The sequence below is a fragment of the Mesorhizobium sp. M1088 genome (assembly GCF_040318575.1).
In the GTDB taxonomy this organism is placed as follows: Bacteria; Pseudomonadota; Alphaproteobacteria; order Rhizobiales; family Rhizobiaceae; genus Mesorhizobium.
Window position 1 is genome coordinate 508,007 of record NZ_JAMYMO010000001.1, and the last position, 14,730, is coordinate 522,736.

Here is a 14,730-nt window from a genome sequence, read left to right on the forward strand (position 1 = left end):
CTTGGCTGTCACGGGTCGCCTTAGGCGCTCACGAATGCCCATGGGGCAATGTGGATGAAGGCAGCGCACCTTGTAAGCATGCAAGTTCACATTTTAGCGGCGTGAGCAGGCGGCCTGTGAAAATCCATGTTCTGATGTCGTTGCCTCCTCGGCACCGTTCCTGCGACCTATTCCTCAAAGCGACCCGTGGCGTCACGATCGCGCTCGTACCGTCTGGTGAGCGGAAACGGCGGCAACCAGGACTCGCGTCGGATGATCCAGCTTTCGTAGGTTGGCATCAGCTGGTCAGGCGCATCCAGGGACCCCAGGTTTACTTCGATTTCGTCTGCGGTGCGTCCGAAAACGGAGGAGCCGCAGCGGGGACAGAAAAACCGCCCGGCGTAGTCGCGTGTTTCGCCGTCGATCGTCACCGCATCCTCAGGAAAAATCGCGGAAGCGTGAAAAAGGGCGCCATGATGCTTGCGGCAGTCGAGACAGTGACAAAGGCCGACCCGGTATGGGCGCCCTGACGCGACAATTCGGACGTTGCCGCACAGGCAACCGCCGGTGAATCGGTCCATGCTGCGTCTCCTCCAATATCAAGCGGCCGGAATGGTTACAACGACCGGCACTGTTGTTGCAATCGCCGCGCCGCGGGCGGGGACACGTCGTTCTTCCGTGGCGATGACATTGCAGCCGCCTCTCTATGTCTTGCGCGAGCTTGCCGCCGAAAATAGGCTTTGGTTTGTCATATGGAACGAAACGGCGCGTTCCATTGAGCCGCCAACTCGGCGGCCGAGGCGATCTTGACGCCGCAGTCGGCGAGTATGCGTGCGACGGTCGCTACCAGTTCGGCGTTGGACGAGGCTATGCTGCCGTCCGGAAGGAAAAGATTGTTTTCGAAGCCGACCCGGACATGGCCGCCAAGCAACGCGGCGGCGGTCACGCACGCCGCTTCGTTGCGGCCGAAGGCGCAGACGCTCCAATGGTCGAAGCGCGGCATGTTCGCCGCGAGGAATGGCAGGAGATCGGCAGGAACGGACGCCTGTCCCGGCGTGTATCGGCCCAGCACGTAGAGAACCGGTATGCTTGCCCAGGGGATCAGTCCGCGCTGCTGCATGTCCGAAAGCCTGACGGCCTCCTCGGGCGAATAGAGGATGATCTGCGGCGCAACCCCCTCGGTGTGCAGCCAGGCCATGAAGCGCACACAGGCGAGTTCCGATCCGGCATCAGGAACGATTTCGCGAAGCGCCAGCGAGACAGCTTGCGGCTTCACATCTTGTACGACGGCCATCTGTTGGGCCGGCGAATAGATACCGAGCGCTTCGGAGGTGATCTGAATTATCAAGCGGTCGCCGGCAGCACCGCGGATGGCGGCGATCGTCTGGCGGTAGGCGTCGGGGTCGAGCAGATGATTGCCGCTTCTGTCGCGGACATGGACGTGGATCATAGCCGCACCGGCATCGGCGCATTCCGCGGCCGTCCTCGCAAGTTCGGCTGGTGTCAGTGGAATCGCCGGATGGTCGGCCTTGCTGCGACGTCCCCCATTCGGGGCGACGGCTATGGCGATGCGGTCGAGACCAGTGGCCGGCTTCATGGGGACGTTCTGTGAGCGACAAGATTCATATGAATCAATCTTTGATCACACTGAAACAGACGTTGCAATCGCTGGGCTGGCGAGCTAGCAATATCCATGGACCAGGGAGAGCTTGCTGGACAGATCGTCACTGCCTTCGACGGCATGTCGGCGCAGCTTCGGTCCGCTGCGCGCTATGTCCTTGACAAGCCGTATGATGTCGCGCTGTTGTCCATGCGCGAGCAGGCCCGGCACGCAGGAGTGCAGCCGGCGACGATGACGCGGCTGGCCCAGCATCTCGGCCTTGATGGCTACGAGGCGGTACGCGATATCTACGCCGCCGCGATCCGGGACGGCGAAATCGGTTTCGCCGGCAAGGCGGGCCTTCAGGTGGCCAGCCAAAAGCTCAAGGGCGACCACGCGCTGGCGGCCGATATTCTGGATTCGATTTCCAGCCAGCTTGCCCATCTCGCCGAAAGCAGGTCGATCCACCGTCTGGTCGAGACGGCCAGGGCGCTGAGTGCGGCAAGGCGCGTCTATTGCCTCGGCCTGCGCTCGAGCCATGCGGTGGCCTGGCATCTGCATTACATCCTGTCGCTGATCGGCGAGAAGTCGGTGCTGTTGCACGGCATCGGCGGAACCGATGGCGACGCTCTGGCCCATGCGACCAAGGACGACGTGCTGATCGCCGCCAGCGTCCTGCCCTACACGCGCTTCACCATCGAGCTTGTCGAGTATGCTGCCGGCCGCGGCGTACCGGTCATTGCGATCACCGACAGCGGGGTAGCCCCCTTGGCGCTGCTTGCCGATCACCTGGTCGTCGTGCCGACCGGCAGCCCGTCCTTTTTCCACACCATGACGCCAGCTTTCATCGTTGCTGAGATCCTCGGTGCTCTTGTCGCAGGACAGGCAGGCGAGGGCGCCGTTGAATCGCTGCGACGCTTCGATGAGCAGGGCGCCGCCCTCAAGACCCACCTGAACCAGCGTGCGCCGAAGAAAATGCCCCTGAGGGACCGTCGATGACACACATTCTTCATCGAACCATCCACTCGACGCTGCCGGTCGCCGTTCGCGGCCAAGGCATCGAACTGTTCGACGCAGAGGGCAAGTCCTACATCGACGCATCGGGCGGCGCGGCCGTGTCCTGTCTCGGCCACGGCCATCCCGACGTGATTGCCGCGCTGCACGCCCAGCTTGACCGCATCGCCTACGCCCATACCAGCTTCTTCACCACCGAGGTGGCGGAGCGCTTGGCGGACCGGCTGGTCGAGGACGCGCCGAAAGGGTTGGACCACGTCTATCTGGTCAGCGGCGGCTCGGAGGCGGTCGAGGCCGCGCTCAAGATGGCCAGGCAATATTTTGTCGAGAAAGGCGAGCCGCAACGGCGCCATCTCATCGCACGCCGGCAGAGCTATCACGGCACTACGCTCGGCGCTCTCGCCACCGGCGGCAACGAATGGCGGCGCGCCCAGTTCAGGCCGTTGCTGATCGAGACCCACCATATCGACCCCTGTTACGCCTATCGCTATCAAAAGCATGGCGAAAGCGACGAAGCCTATGCGGCGCGCGCCGCCCAGCAGCTCGAAGACAAGATCCTCGAACTCGGCCCGGACGAGGTCATCGCCTTTGTCGCCGAGCCGGTGGTGGGTGCCACGCTCGGCGCGGTGCCGCCGGTCGCGGACTACTTCAAGCACATTCGCGCGATTTGCGACCGCTACGGCGTGCTGCTCATTCTCGACGAGGTGATGTGCGGCATGGGCCGTACCGGCACGCTGCATGCGTGCGAGCAGGACGGCATCGCTCCCGACCTGCTGACCATCGCCAAGGGACTCGGCGGTGGCTACCAGCCGATTGGCGCGGTGCTGCTCGGCCGGCATATATTCGATGCCTTTGCCCAAGGCTCGGGCTTCTTCCAGCATGGACATACCTATATGGGCCATCCAATGGCAGCGGCGGCCGGCCTTGCCGTGCAGGAGGTCATCCGGCGTGACGGTTTGCTCGACAACGTCAGCGCAATGGGCGCGCAGCTGGACGAACGCCTGCACCAACGCTTCGATAACCACCATCACGTCGGCGACATTCGCGGGCGGGGTCTATTCAGGGGAATCGAGCTGGTGGTTGATCGCGCCAGCAAGGAACCATTCGACCAGAGGCTTGAACTCAACGCCCGCATCAAGCGCGAAGCAATGGCCCGCGGCCTGATGATTTATCCGATGGCCGGGACGATTGATGGTGTGCGGGGCGTTCATGTGCTTGTGGCGCCGCCATTCATCATTTCCAAACAGGATATCGATCGGATCGTCGAACGGCTCGGTGAGGCGATCGACGCTGCGATCGCTTCAGCGGCCTGAGCCGCACGACGCGGACCGCCTCAACCAGTTCCAACGCGTCATCGGCGACGGGCCGGGACACCCACCAGAGAGGTAGCAACCATGTACAGTTCAATGAAAACCCTGATCGGCGCGGCGGCCTGCATGCTGCTGGCGCTGCCATCCGTCGGAGCCGAGCAGCGCTTCGTCACGGTCGGCACCGGCGGGGTCACCGGCGTCTACTACGCCGTCGGCGGCGCCATTTGCCGACTGATGAACAAGGACCGGCAGAAAACCGGCATCCGATGCTCGACGGAGTCGACCGGCGGTTCGGTCTTCAACGTCAACTCCATCCAGACGGGCGACCTCGATTTCGGCTTGACCCAATCGGACGTCCAGTACCAGGCCTATGAGGGGACCGGAAATTTCGACGGCAAGCCGTTCAAGGATCTGCGGGCCGTGTTCTCTGTCCATCCCGAGCCGTTTACCGTGCTGGCGCGGCCAGACGCCGGCGTCACCAAATTCGAGGACTTCAAAGGCAAACGCTTCAACGTCGGCAATCCCGGGTCAGGCACCCGCTCGTCCATGGAGGAGTTGCTCAAGCAGATGGGCTGGACGCTCGGCGATTTCTCGCTTGCCGCGGAGCTGAAGGCGGACGAGCAGGGCAGCGCGCTGTGCGACAACAAGATCGACGGTTTCTTCTATGGCGTTGGTCATCCTTCCGCGGCGATCCAGGATCCGACCACGGCCTGTGGTGCCAAACTCATCGCGCTGACCGGTCCGGCAGTGGACGCGCTGCTGGCAGCTCATCCGTACTATTCAGTCGCCACCATCAAGGGCGGCATGTACGCCAACAATCCGGACGACGTGACGACATTCGGCGTCCGCGCGACCGTGGTGACGAATGCCAGCACGCCCGATGAGGTGGTCTACGAACTGGTGAAGTCGGTCTTCGAAAATTTCGACGACTTCAAGAAACTGCATCCGGCTTTCGCCAATCTCGATCCCAAGGAGATGATCAAGACCGGTCTGTCGGCGCCAATGCATCCGGGCGCGGAGCGCTATTACAAGGAGAAGGGGTGGCTCTAGGCCTTCAATGCGAGGCGCCACAGGCGCCTCGCATTGCAAATAATTGTGGGGAACGATGACAGATCAAAGCCAGCGGGCGGCAGGGCCTGACCAACCCGTTATCGACGTTGACAAGCTTAGCGAGATCGTCGCCGAGGCCGACACCGGTGGGCGCAAGCCGACCGGCCGCACCGCGAAGCTGATCCTCGGCGTATCGCTGGCATGGTCGCTGTTCCAGCTCTGGTATGCCTCGTCCCTTCCGTTCATGCTCAATTTTGGTGTCGTCAGCGACGGCATCGCCCGCTCTATCCATCTGGCCTTCGCCCTGTTTCTGGCGATGCTGACGTTTCCGGCCTTCAAGACCTCGTCGCGCAGCCGGGTGCCGCTGCCCGACTGGGTGCTAGGCATCGCCGGGGCGGCGTCCGCCCTCTATCTGTTGGTCTTTTACAGCGATATCGCCCATCGGCCGGGTCTTCCTACTACGGCTGACCTGGTCGTCTCGATCGCCGGCGTCCTCATCCTGCTCGAGGCCGCCCGTCGCGCCGTCGGGCCTGCCATCACCGTCATCGCGGCGAGCATGCTGATCTATATCTTTGCCGGGCCTCACCTACCTGGCCTGCTCGGCCATAAGGGCGCGACGTTATCGCGCGCAGCCTCGCAGATGTGGCTGACGTCGGAGGGGGTCTTCGGTGTTGCCCTCGGTGTGTCCACCAACGTCGTCTTCATGTTCGTTCTGTTCGGAACATTGCTGGAGCGCGCCGGCGCCGGCGGCTTTTTCATTCAGCTTGCCTTCTCGCTGCTCGGCAGATACCGCGGCGGTCCGGCCAAGGCCGGTGTCGTGGCTTCCGGCCTGACCGGCATGATTTCCGGGTCGTCGATCGCCAATGTCGTGACCACCGGAACCTTCACCATCCCGCTGATGCGCCGGGTCGGATATTCTGCGGTGAAGGCGGGCGCCATCGAATGCGCGGCCGGCGTCAATGGTCAGCTGATGCCTCCGGTGATGGGCGCCGCCGCGTTCTTGATCGCGGAATATGTCGGCATCTCCTATGCCGAGGTGGTCAAGCACGCCTTCTATCCGGCGCTGCTGACCTACGGCTCCTTGTTCTACATCGTCGATATCGAGGCGATGAAGACGGGGATGAAGGGCCTGCCGTCACGCAGCACGCACTCCGCATTTCAGGGCGCGCTGCGCGGGCTGATGGGCGTATGCGGTTTCATCGTCCTCGCAGGGCTTGTCTATTACGGCATTGGCTGGACGAAGATCGTTTTCGGCGCGGCCGCGACCTGGATGATCACTGCCGCGCTGATCGCCGTCTACATCGGCCTTGTCGCCTACCGGGCGCGTTATCCCGACCTGCCGCTGGAGGATCTGGAGGGCGAGATCGTCAGGATTCCCCACTTCGGCGAGACGGCACGCACCGGCCTGCATTTTCTGCTGCCTGTGATCCTGCTGATCTGGTGCCTGATGGTGGAGGAGTTGTCGCCCGGCCTGTCGGCATTCTGGGGCGCTGTCGCCCTTATGGCGCTGATCGTCACGCAGCGGCCGCTCACCGCCTTTTTCCGCAAGGACCGCGCGCTGGCGCAGCATTGGCTTCACGGTTTCGACGATCTGGTCGGTGGGCTGTCCGCCGCCGCACGCAACATGACGACGGTCGGCATTGCCACTGCGACGGCCGGCATCATCGTCGGCACGGTTCTGCTCACGGGCATCGGGCTGGTAATGACCGAGCTGGTCGAATTCATCTCGGGCGGCAGCTTCATCGTCATGCTTTTGTTCACCGCGGTGATCTGCATCATTCTCGGCATGGGCATGCCGACCACTGCGAGCTATGTCGTCGTCGCCACCTTGATGGCGCCGGTCATCGTCGATTTGGCGGCGCAGAACGATCTTGCCGTGCCGCTGGTCGCCGTCCACATGTTCGTTTTCTATTTCGGGCTGATGGCGGACGTGACGCCGCCAGTGGGTCTGGCAGCTTATGCTGCTGCTGCAATTTCCGGCGCCGATCCGGTGAAGACCGGCATTCAGGGCTTCAAGTACGAGATCCGTACCGGCCTGCTGCCGTTCATCTTCATCTTCAACACCGGACTGCTGATGGTCGATCTCGAAGGTCCGTTCGATTTCGTCGCGATGGTGGCGACATCGACGCTGGCCATGGTCTCGTTTGTAGCAGCGACGCAGAATTGGATGCTCGTGCGCAACCGCTGGTACGAGACGATTGCGTTGCTTGTGGCCTGTTTCATCTTATTCAGGCCGGGATTGTTGCTCGATCAGGTGAGTGAACCGTATCGGGCAGTACCCGCCACCGAACTCAGCCGTATCGTCGACGAGACGGCCGAGGCAGGCGCGGTTCGCTTGCGCCTGACGACACTGAACCTCAACGGCGATGAGATATCGAAGCTGGTTCGGCTGCAGCTCGGGCCTGCAAATTCATCGGCCGAACGCCTGAAGGCGGCGGGCCTGGACGTCAGTGCGCTTGGCGATAGCGTGACGGTCGGCGTCGTGCGACTGGGCAGCCAGGCAGCCAAATTCGGCCTGCAGCCCGGCGACGAAATCAACCAGGTGCTAGTCCCTGCGGAACGGCCATCGCGCTATTGGTTTACCATCCCGGCCCTGTTGTTGCTCGGTCTCGTCTTCTGGGTTCAGAAGCGGCGAAGGAGGACAATCGGTCTGTAAGCGTCTTGTGAGCGGAAGAGTGTTGGCCAGCATGTCAGTAACAAGAGAACCAAACGGCGCGGCGGAACCGGCTAACGTGGAAATGCGCATGACGACGCGCGACCGCCCCTTCGAACCGGTCGACTACGGGCTTTACGCGCTGACGGTCATTGCCTGGAGCGCATCGTGGTTCGCGATCGAACTTCAGGTCGGCAGCGGCGTGTCGAACGAGGTCAATCTGGTCTGGCGCTTCGCCATCGCCACGCTGCTGATGTTTGCCTGGGCGGGCTTTTCCGGTCGGCGGCTCCGCTTTCCGATCACCGATCATTTGCGCTTTGCTGTGCTCGGCATCCTCATCTTCTCGTCGAACTTCCTGTTTTTCTATTACGGCGCCGGCTACCTCGTCAGCGGCTTGCTCTCGGTCGTCTTCTCGCTCGCCTCGGTCATCAACATGCTGCTCGCTGCCTTGGTCGTCGGCGAGCGCCCGGCGCCGCGCATTCTCGCCGGCGGCACCATCGGCTTCGCCGGAATAGCGCTGATGTTCTTTCCCGAAATCGCCGCCAACGGGCTTTCCGGCGGCACGCTGGTGGGTCTTCTTCTGTGCCTCTGCGGCACGCTGAGCTTCTGCGCCGGCAATCTCGTCTCCGTCGCCAACCAGCGCCGCGGCCTGCCGCTCGTTTCAACGAGCGCCTGGGGCATGCTTTATGGCACTTTGTGGTCGGCGTTGCTGGCCTTCCTGCTTGGTGAGCCGTTCGTGTTCGCGACGACCGCCTCTTATATCGGCTCGCTGGTCTTCCTCGCCGTCATATCGACGGTCATGGCTTTCGCCGCCTACCTGACGCTGCTCGGACGCATTGGCGGCGCCCGCGCCGGCTATGCGACCGTCATATTTCCCGTCTTTGCGCTTTTGATCTCCACGGCGCTGGAAGGCTATGCCTGGACCGCTTACGCGGTCGCCGGGCTCGCCCTCGTCGCCGCCGGGAACGTCCTGGTCATTCGCGGGGGACGGCGCTGACGCATGGAATGCTTGCGCAATGCCGCCGCGTTCCGGTTGTGCGGGCCACGGTTCCATCGAGCTTGACTCTCCGCGTCCTCTGTCTAAGCTGCGGTCAATGGGTCAGACCAATGTACCAGGGTTGGCCCGGGAGGGAACTAAACGCACATGCCGATCCAGGCCGTTGAACCACGCCGGCTTTACCGACAGGTCGCCGATCAGCTCAGGCAGCTGATCGATGCCGGCGAGTTTTCCGTGGGCGACCGCCTGCCGACCGAGCGGGATCTGGCCGACCAGCTCGGAATTTCCCGCCCGACAGTCCGTGAAGCGCTGATAGCGCTGGAGGTCGAAGGCCGCATACGCATCCGCGTCGGCTCGGGTATCTACGTCACCGATCCGCCGAGCGCCCCCGCCTCCGAACCCGAAGTCGAGGAAGGCCCGTTCGAGCTGTTGCGCGCGCGCGAATTCGTCGAAGGCGCGATCGCCGCCGAAGCGGCCCTCCATGTCCGGCCTGCAGATATCGAACGGCTCGACGACGTGCTGCGCCGGATGGAGGCCATGCGTCACCCCAACAAGATGACCATTGCGCTCGACCGGGAATTCCACACCGCTGTCGCCGGCATTCTCGAGAACGCGGTGCTGGTGCGCTTCATCGGCGAGCTTTTCGACCAGCGCATGAACCCGTACTTCGAACGCCTGTCGATCTATTTCGAGACCAGCGATTCCTGGCAGGTCGCGGCAAAGGAACATCGTGCCGTGCGTGATGCAATTGCCGCGCGCGACCCCGAGCGGGCCAAGGCCGCCATGCAGCAGCATCTGCGCCAGTCGCAAATCAGATTCTCACGCAATTTCGATGAGAGAGCCGCAGCCAAGGAGGTTGCGGAATAGCAGTTGGCCGGGGGGAGATCCGGCCGTCAAGTTCAACCAGGGAGGAATTAGATGCTGAGAAAATACGCAGTTCTGCTCGGTGCGATCGCCGCAATTGCCATACCCATGGCGTCGGCCTCGGCGGAAACGGTCCTGAAATGGGCACATGTCTACGAGACGACGGAGCCCTTCCACACCGAATCCGTGTGGGCGGCCGACGAAATCAAGAAGCGCACCCAGGGCCGCTACGCCATCGACGTCTATCCGGCCTCGCAGCTTGGCAAGGAAGCGGACATCAACCAGGGCCTGATGCTCGGCACCGTCGACATCATCATTTCCGGATCGAGCTTCGCGGCGCGCGAATATCCACCGATCGGCGTCACCTATTTCCCATACACTTTCCGCGATGCCGACCATTTGCTGAAATACACCAAGAGCGACGTCTACAAGGCCCTGACCAAGGGCTATGAGGACAAGACCGGCAATCACATCGCCGCCACCACCTATTACGGGACGCGGCAGACCACCTCGAATCGGCCGATCGCCAAGTGCTCCGACATGCAGGGCCTGAAGATGCGGGTTCCCGACGTGCCGGCCTATCTGGCCATGCCGCGTGCCTGCGGCGCCAACACGGCGCCGATTGCCTTCGCCGAGGTGTATCTGGCCCTGCAGAACGGCACGGTCGAGGCCCAGGAGAATCCGCTGACCACCATCGAGGCGAAGAAATTCTACGAGGTGCAGAAGAACATCGTGCTCACTGGCCATATCGTCGATCATCTAAACACCATCATATCGGCGTCGCGCTGGGCCTCGCTTTCCGATGAGGACAAGAAGATCTTCACCGAGGTGATGCAGGAGGCTGCCGCCCGCGCCACGGCAAAGATCGTCGCCCGCGAAAAGGAACTGGTGCAGGTATTCAAGGACCGCGGCATCAGCGTAACCGATGTCGACCGTGCCGACTTCGAGAAGAATGTGCTGGAGAAGGTCACCTTCGAGGAGTTCGGCTACAACAAGGCCGATTGGGAAGCGATCCGCGCCATTAAGTAGGGCACCGGGAAATCAGATGCTTGATCAAGAGGATAGAGCGGCAATCGGATTTGCTGCTTTAACCTGCTCTTCGGTCCGGCTCCAAATTGCGCCGGACGGCCTTTTCAATCCTTGACGACCCACCAGCTTCGGGAGCCCGCGCCGATGGCCGAGGAACACCACATCGAGATCACCGTCGAAGAGATCGCGCACGCCTTCGAGGAGGTGCCGGTACACGTCGACCTGTCGGACCACGGCGTCGAGGACTGGATCACGCTTGCCGTTTTCTGGGGCATGGTCGTGTGTGTCTTCCTGCAGTTCTTCACCCGCTATGCGCTGAACAACAGCCTTGCCTGGACCGAGGAGATCGCCATCAACGCGCTCGTCGTCGTCGTTTTTCTGGGCGCCGCCATGTGCGTGCGCCTTTCGCGCCATATCCATGTCGACGTGCTTTACCACTATCTGCCGGAGCGCGTCGGCCGCTGGCTGGCGCTCGCCGTCGATGTTATCCGCATTGCATTCTTCGGCTACGGATCCTGGTTGATGTGGCGCTACGTCACGATCGTGGCGCATGAGCGCATGGTCACCGTCAACCTGCCGCGGCGCTGGTTCTTCTACGCCGTACTGGCCGGGTTCGTGCTGATGCTTCTGCGCTCGATCCAGGTCTTCATCGGCAATTACAGGCGCGGCTATTCGGTGCTCGAGCGTCCTGGCGCGTTCGAGACGGCGGGGGTCTGAGCGATGCTGCTTCTGGTCGGGGGCTTTCTTGTCCTGATGCTCATCGGCGTGCCGGTCGCCGTTTCGATGGCGGCCGCCTCGATCCTTTACCTCGTCATCTACGGCGTCGCGCCCGATATCATCGCGGCCCAGCGCATGATCGCCGGGGTGGAGAGCTTTCCGCTGCTCGCCGTTCCGTTCTTCATCCTGGCGGGCAACCTCATGAACATCGCCGGCGTCACCGGGCGCATCTATTCCTTCGCCCTTGCCCTGGTCGGCTGGATGAAAGGCGGCCTGGCGCAGGTCAACATCATCGGATCGGTGATCTTTTCCGGCATGTCGGGCACCGCGCTCGCCGACGCCGCCGGCATCGGCACTATCGAGATCAAGGCGATGAAGGACCACGGCTATCCTATCGACGCCGCGGTCGGGGTTACCGCCGCTTCCGCCACGCTCGGGCCGATCTTTCCGCCCTCGCTGCCCTTCGTCATCTACGGCATGATGGCCAATGTCTCGATTGGCGCGCTGTTCATGGCCGGCATCCTGCCCGGCGTGGTCATGACCGTGCTGATGATGATCACGGTCGCTATCTTCGCCTATAGGCGCGGCTGGGGCTCCGACACATCCTTCGAGCTTCGGCGGCTGGCCGAAGCGGCGGGCGAGGTGCTGGTGGTGGCTGCCTTTCCGATTGGCTGCTATGTGCTGGTGCAGCTTGGCCTGTCGATCAATATCGCGGTCGGCATAGCGCTGCTGGTGCTGATCGTGGCGGACTGGTATTTCGATTTCTCCGCGGTCATGGCGCTGATGACGCCGGTTATCCTGATCGGCGGCATGACGATGGGCTGGTTCACGCCGACCGAGGCGGCGATGGCGGCTGTGATCTGGTCGCTTTTCCTCGGGTTGGTGCGCTACCGCACGATGACGCTGCGTTTGCTTGCCAAGGCCAGCTTTGACACGATCGAGACGACCGCTTCGGTGCTCTTCATCGTCACCGCCGCATCGATCTTCGCCTGGCTGCTCACCGTCAGCCAGGCAGCACAGCTGTTCTCGAACTTCATTTTCGCGCTCACCGAAAACAAGTGGGTCTTCCTGATCCTGGTCAACATCCTGATGCTGGTGGTCGGCTGCTTCCTCGATACGATCGCCGCGATCACGATTCTGGTGCCGATCCTGCTGCCGGTCGCCGCCGTCTACGGCATCAACCCTGTGCATTTCGGGCTGATCATGACGCTCAACCTGATGATCGGGCTTTTGCACCCGCCGCTCGGCATGGTGCTCTTTGTGTTGTCGCGCGTCGCCAAGCTCTCGGTTGAGCGCACCACCATGGCGATCCTGCCGTGGCTGGTGCCGCTTGTCGTGGCGCTGCTTCTGATCACCTTCATACCCGCCATCACGCTTTGGCTGCCGACCGAGATGGGCTTGATCCGGTGAGTGGTCAGGTGATTGCCGCGACGCTGTTCGGCCCGCAGGACCTGCGCGTCGTGGAGCGTCCGCTTGAACCGCTGGCACCAGGCATGGTGCGGGTGCGCTTTGGGGCAGGGGGCATCTGCGGCTCCGACCTGCATTATTTCCGCCATGCCCGTACCGGCGACTTCGTCGTCACTTCGCCGCTTGTCCTCGGCCACGAAATCTCAGGCGAAATCGTCGAGATCAACGGCGCCGCGCCCGGCCTCGGCATCGGCGACCATGTCGCGGTCAATCCGTCGCGCTGGTGCGGGCGTTGCGCGCGATGCCTGGAAGGCCGCGCCAATCTCTGCGAGAACATCTATTTCATGGGCTCGGCATCGAAGACGCCGCATATGCAGGGCGGATTCGCCAGCCTGTTCGACGCCACGCCCGCGCAATGTTTCAAGGTTCCATCTGACGTGGCCTACCAGGCGGCCGCACTTGCCGAGCCGTTGGCGGTGAGCCTGCACGCCGTCGCGCGGGTGGGCGACGTCAGGGGCCGCAACGTCGTCCTGTTCGGTGCCGGCCCCATCGGTCTCTTGACCATGCTCGCGGCCAGGCTTGCCGGCTGCGCTGAACTGACCGTCGTCGATATCGCCGCCGCGCCGCTCGCCTTCGCCCGCCGGCTTGGCGCCGACAGGACGATCGACCTTTCCGGCGGCGACGCCGAACTCCAGGCGCTTGCTGCCGGGGATTCGCTTGATGTCGCGTTCGAGATTTCAGGCACTGCCGCCGGCCTTGCCGCGGCGATCGCCAGTGTCCGGCGCGGCGGCACGGTGGTCCAGGTCGGCAATCTTCCCGGTGGCCAGATCCCGCTGCCTGCCAATGCAGTGATGGCCAAGGAGATCGACCTCAAAGGCACATTCCGCTTCGGCACGGAGTTCGGCCGGGCGGTCGATCTCATCGTGTCGGGGGAGGTGGACGTCCTGAAGCTGATGACAGCGGAGCGCACGCTTTCTTGCGCCCCAGACGCGTTCCGACTTGCCGCCGACCGTTCACAGAGTGTCAAGGTCGTGCTGACCGCGGACTGAATCGTGGTTTTGCCAGATCGTTAGCAGCCATAACTCATTGCGAACGGACGAAACTCAGAACGGGCTCGACGTATATGCTCCCACCCAGGTCTCCGGTTAAACTCGGGAGCAATACCCGGCAGCTTGCTGTCAAAATTGTTGGCAGCAAATCCGCTCGCGCTTAAAGCCCTTCGTCACGAGATTTCGTTCAGTTCGGCCATTCCTCGTCCTGCCAATCGCGCGCTGCGTGGATCACCCGCAAAATTGAAATGCTTTCTCGGGCGCCCTTGGCGGTCACGGCATAAGCGATGATGTAGGGCAGGCGGCTCAAAGGCTTTTCATAGGTGCCGGATACACGGCCGGGTCGCCCGGTTGCCATTTCCCCAAGCGCGGCCCCTGCGTCCAGAATCCGGTCTGCTACCAGGCGCGCAGCGCGCGGATTATCCTGCGAGATATAGGCGATCTGTTCCTTGATGTCGTCCAGCTCACCGCGAGACCACTGAACGGCTCGCGTCACACCTTGCGGCCCGTGCCGGCATCAATCGCGGCATAAATTTCTGCCATAGCCTTATCATGAGACACGATGCGCCCAGCTTCGACATCAGCAAGGCCGGGCTTGATACCTTCAATGATTTCAAGCTCGCGATCGACATACGCTGCGACGGCTTCACCTGCGAGGAACGACTTGCTACGCCGGGTGTCGGTTGCGATCCGGTCGAGCTTTCCTTTACATCGGGACTGACGCGAATTGTCATAGTGGTGCTAGCGGCCATAGCGGTGTCCTGTGTTGATCTGTGTACACCTTAGCACAGAGCGCCGCTGATCCATTATCCCCTGACCGCCGAGCCGACGATCGAATCCACAAAGAAGCGCTGCAGCAAGACGAAGAGCACCAGTGGCGGGAGCACGGCAAGCGTCGCGCCAGCCATCACCAGTCCCGTGTTTAGAGCGCCTCTGTTGTAGCTGAGCAGGCGACTAAGGCTGATGACGATCGGATATTCGTGTGCCTTGCCCTGTAGAACGGTCAGCGGCCAGAGATAGCTATTCCAGTGATAGACGAAGGCAAACAGCGCCAGTGCCGC

Annotated in this window: 13 protein-coding genes and 1 pseudogene; 10 read left to right on the forward strand and 4 right to left on the reverse strand. The window is 62.5% G+C overall.

The window, feature by feature from the left end; translation table 11 throughout:
• Positions 1 to 167: 167 nt before the first annotated feature.
• Together NKH49_RS02560 and NKH49_RS02565 are read right to left on the reverse strand one after the other, a co-directional pair.
• Positions 168 to 560: a GFA family protein gene (locus NKH49_RS02560; protein WP_352452141.1), complete on the reverse strand. Its 393-nt coding sequence runs from the start codon at positions 558 to 560 to the stop codon at positions 168 to 170.
• Between the two features lie 167 nt (positions 561 to 727).
• A complete protein-coding gene (locus NKH49_RS02565; protein ID WP_352470561.1) occupies positions 728 to 1,576 on the reverse strand; it encodes a beta-keto acid cleavage family enzyme in 849 nt (282 codons plus the stop codon).
• A gap of 96 nt (positions 1,577 to 1,672) precedes the next feature.
• On the opposite strand from NKH49_RS02565, the gene NKH49_RS02570 reads away from it, so the two are divergent.
• From NKH49_RS02570 to NKH49_RS02615, 10 genes are all read left to right on the forward strand, one after another.
• Complete coding sequence (locus tag NKH49_RS02570; RefSeq protein WP_352470560.1) at positions 1,673 to 2,578, forward strand: MurR/RpiR family transcriptional regulator; 906 nt, start codon at positions 1,673 to 1,675, stop codon at positions 2,576 to 2,578.
• The gene (locus tag NKH49_RS02575) at positions 2,575 to 3,906 is read left to right on the forward strand and encodes an aspartate aminotransferase family protein (protein ID WP_352925118.1); all 1,332 of its coding nucleotides are present in this window, start codon (positions 2,575 to 2,577) and stop codon (positions 3,904 to 3,906) included. The genes NKH49_RS02570 and NKH49_RS02575 overlap by 4 nt, the downstream gene beginning before the upstream one ends.
• 93 nt (positions 3,907 to 3,999) lie before the next feature.
• Positions 4,000 to 4,953 (forward strand): TAXI family TRAP transporter solute-binding subunit, encoded by a 954-nt coding sequence (locus tag NKH49_RS02580; protein ID WP_352502597.1) that lies wholly within the window; start codon positions 4,000 to 4,002, stop codon positions 4,951 to 4,953.
• Positions 4,954 to 5,008: 55 nt separating this feature from the next.
• Positions 5,009 to 7,609: a TRAP transporter permease gene (locus tag NKH49_RS02585; RefSeq protein WP_352612536.1), complete on the forward strand. Its 2,601-nt coding sequence runs from the start codon at positions 5,009 to 5,011 to the stop codon at positions 7,607 to 7,609.
• An 88-nt stretch (positions 7,610 to 7,697) separates the two neighbouring features.
• On the forward strand, positions 7,698 to 8,603 hold the full coding sequence (locus NKH49_RS02590; protein ID WP_352612538.1) for a DMT family transporter: 906 nt from the start codon (positions 7,698 to 7,700) through the stop codon (positions 8,601 to 8,603).
• Between the two features lie 147 nt (positions 8,604 to 8,750).
• Positions 8,751 to 9,470: a FadR/GntR family transcriptional regulator gene (locus tag NKH49_RS02595; protein ID WP_352612540.1), complete on the forward strand. Its 720-nt coding sequence runs from the start codon at positions 8,751 to 8,753 to the stop codon at positions 9,468 to 9,470.
• Positions 9,471 to 9,521: 51 nt separating this feature from the next.
• A complete protein-coding gene (locus tag NKH49_RS02600) occupies positions 9,522 to 10,496 on the forward strand; it encodes a sialic acid TRAP transporter substrate-binding protein SiaP (RefSeq protein WP_023717039.1) in 975 nt (324 codons plus the stop codon).
• 144 nt (positions 10,497 to 10,640) lie between these two features.
• The gene (locus NKH49_RS02605) at positions 10,641 to 11,213 is read left to right on the forward strand and encodes a TRAP transporter small permease (RefSeq protein ID WP_352612542.1); all 573 of its coding nucleotides are present in this window, start codon (positions 10,641 to 10,643) and stop codon (positions 11,211 to 11,213) included.
• A 3-nt stretch (positions 11,214 to 11,216) separates the two neighbouring features.
• On the forward strand, positions 11,217 to 12,623 hold the full coding sequence (locus NKH49_RS02610) for a TRAP transporter large permease (protein WP_352612543.1): 1,407 nt from the start codon (positions 11,217 to 11,219) through the stop codon (positions 12,621 to 12,623).
• Positions 12,620 to 13,669, forward strand: a complete 1,050-nt coding sequence (locus NKH49_RS02615) for an L-idonate 5-dehydrogenase (RefSeq protein ID WP_352612545.1) — start codon at positions 12,620 to 12,622, stop codon at positions 13,667 to 13,669. Before NKH49_RS02610 ends, NKH49_RS02615 begins: the two co-directional genes overlap by 4 nt.
• A gap of 187 nt (positions 13,670 to 13,856) precedes the next feature.
• On the opposite strand, the gene NKH49_RS02620 is transcribed toward NKH49_RS02615, so the two are convergent.
• Together NKH49_RS02620 and NKH49_RS02625 are read right to left on the reverse strand one after the other, a co-directional pair.
• Complete coding sequence (locus tag NKH49_RS02620; RefSeq protein ID WP_352849832.1) at positions 13,857 to 14,165, reverse strand: type II toxin-antitoxin system RelE/ParE family toxin; 309 nt, start codon at positions 14,163 to 14,165, stop codon at positions 13,857 to 13,859.
• Positions 14,162 to 14,421: pseudogene (locus tag NKH49_RS02625) on the reverse strand (CopG family ribbon-helix-helix protein). The gene NKH49_RS02620 and the pseudogene NKH49_RS02625 overlap by 4 nt, the downstream one beginning before the upstream one ends.
• Positions 14,422 to 14,730: the final 309 nt, after the last annotated feature.

Excerpts from the sequence above, each read along its gene's own strand:
- NKH49_RS02565 (WP_352470561.1), bottom strand. The coding sequence starts at position 1,576 with ATGAAGCCGGCCACTGGTCTCGACCGCATCGCCATAGCCGTCGCCCCG.
- NKH49_RS02605 (WP_352612542.1), top strand. The coding sequence starts at position 10,641 with ATGGCCGAGGAACACCACATCGAGATCACCGTCGAAGAGATCGCGCAC.
- NKH49_RS02590 (WP_352612538.1), top strand. The coding sequence starts at position 7,698 with ATGACGACGCGCGACCGCCCCTTCGAACCGGTCGACTACGGGCTTTAC.
- NKH49_RS02570 (WP_352470560.1), top strand. The coding sequence starts at position 1,673 with ATGGACCAGGGAGAGCTTGCTGGACAGATCGTCACTGCCTTCGACGGC.
- NKH49_RS02595 (WP_352612540.1), top strand. The coding sequence starts at position 8,751 with ATGCCGATCCAGGCCGTTGAACCACGCCGGCTTTACCGACAGGTCGCC.
- NKH49_RS02560 (WP_352452141.1), bottom strand. The coding sequence starts at position 560 with ATGGACCGATTCACCGGCGGTTGCCTGTGCGGCAACGTCCGAATTGTC.
- NKH49_RS02585 (WP_352612536.1), top strand. The coding sequence starts at position 5,009 with ATGACAGATCAAAGCCAGCGGGCGGCAGGGCCTGACCAACCCGTTATC.
- NKH49_RS02575 (WP_352925118.1), top strand. The coding sequence starts at position 2,575 with ATGACACACATTCTTCATCGAACCATCCACTCGACGCTGCCGGTCGCC.
- NKH49_RS02580 (WP_352502597.1), top strand. The coding sequence starts at position 4,000 with ATGAAAACCCTGATCGGCGCGGCGGCCTGCATGCTGCTGGCGCTGCCA.
- NKH49_RS02600 (WP_023717039.1), top strand. The coding sequence starts at position 9,522 with ATGCTGAGAAAATACGCAGTTCTGCTCGGTGCGATCGCCGCAATTGCC.
- NKH49_RS02610 (WP_352612543.1), top strand. The coding sequence starts at position 11,217 with ATGCTGCTTCTGGTCGGGGGCTTTCTTGTCCTGATGCTCATCGGCGTG.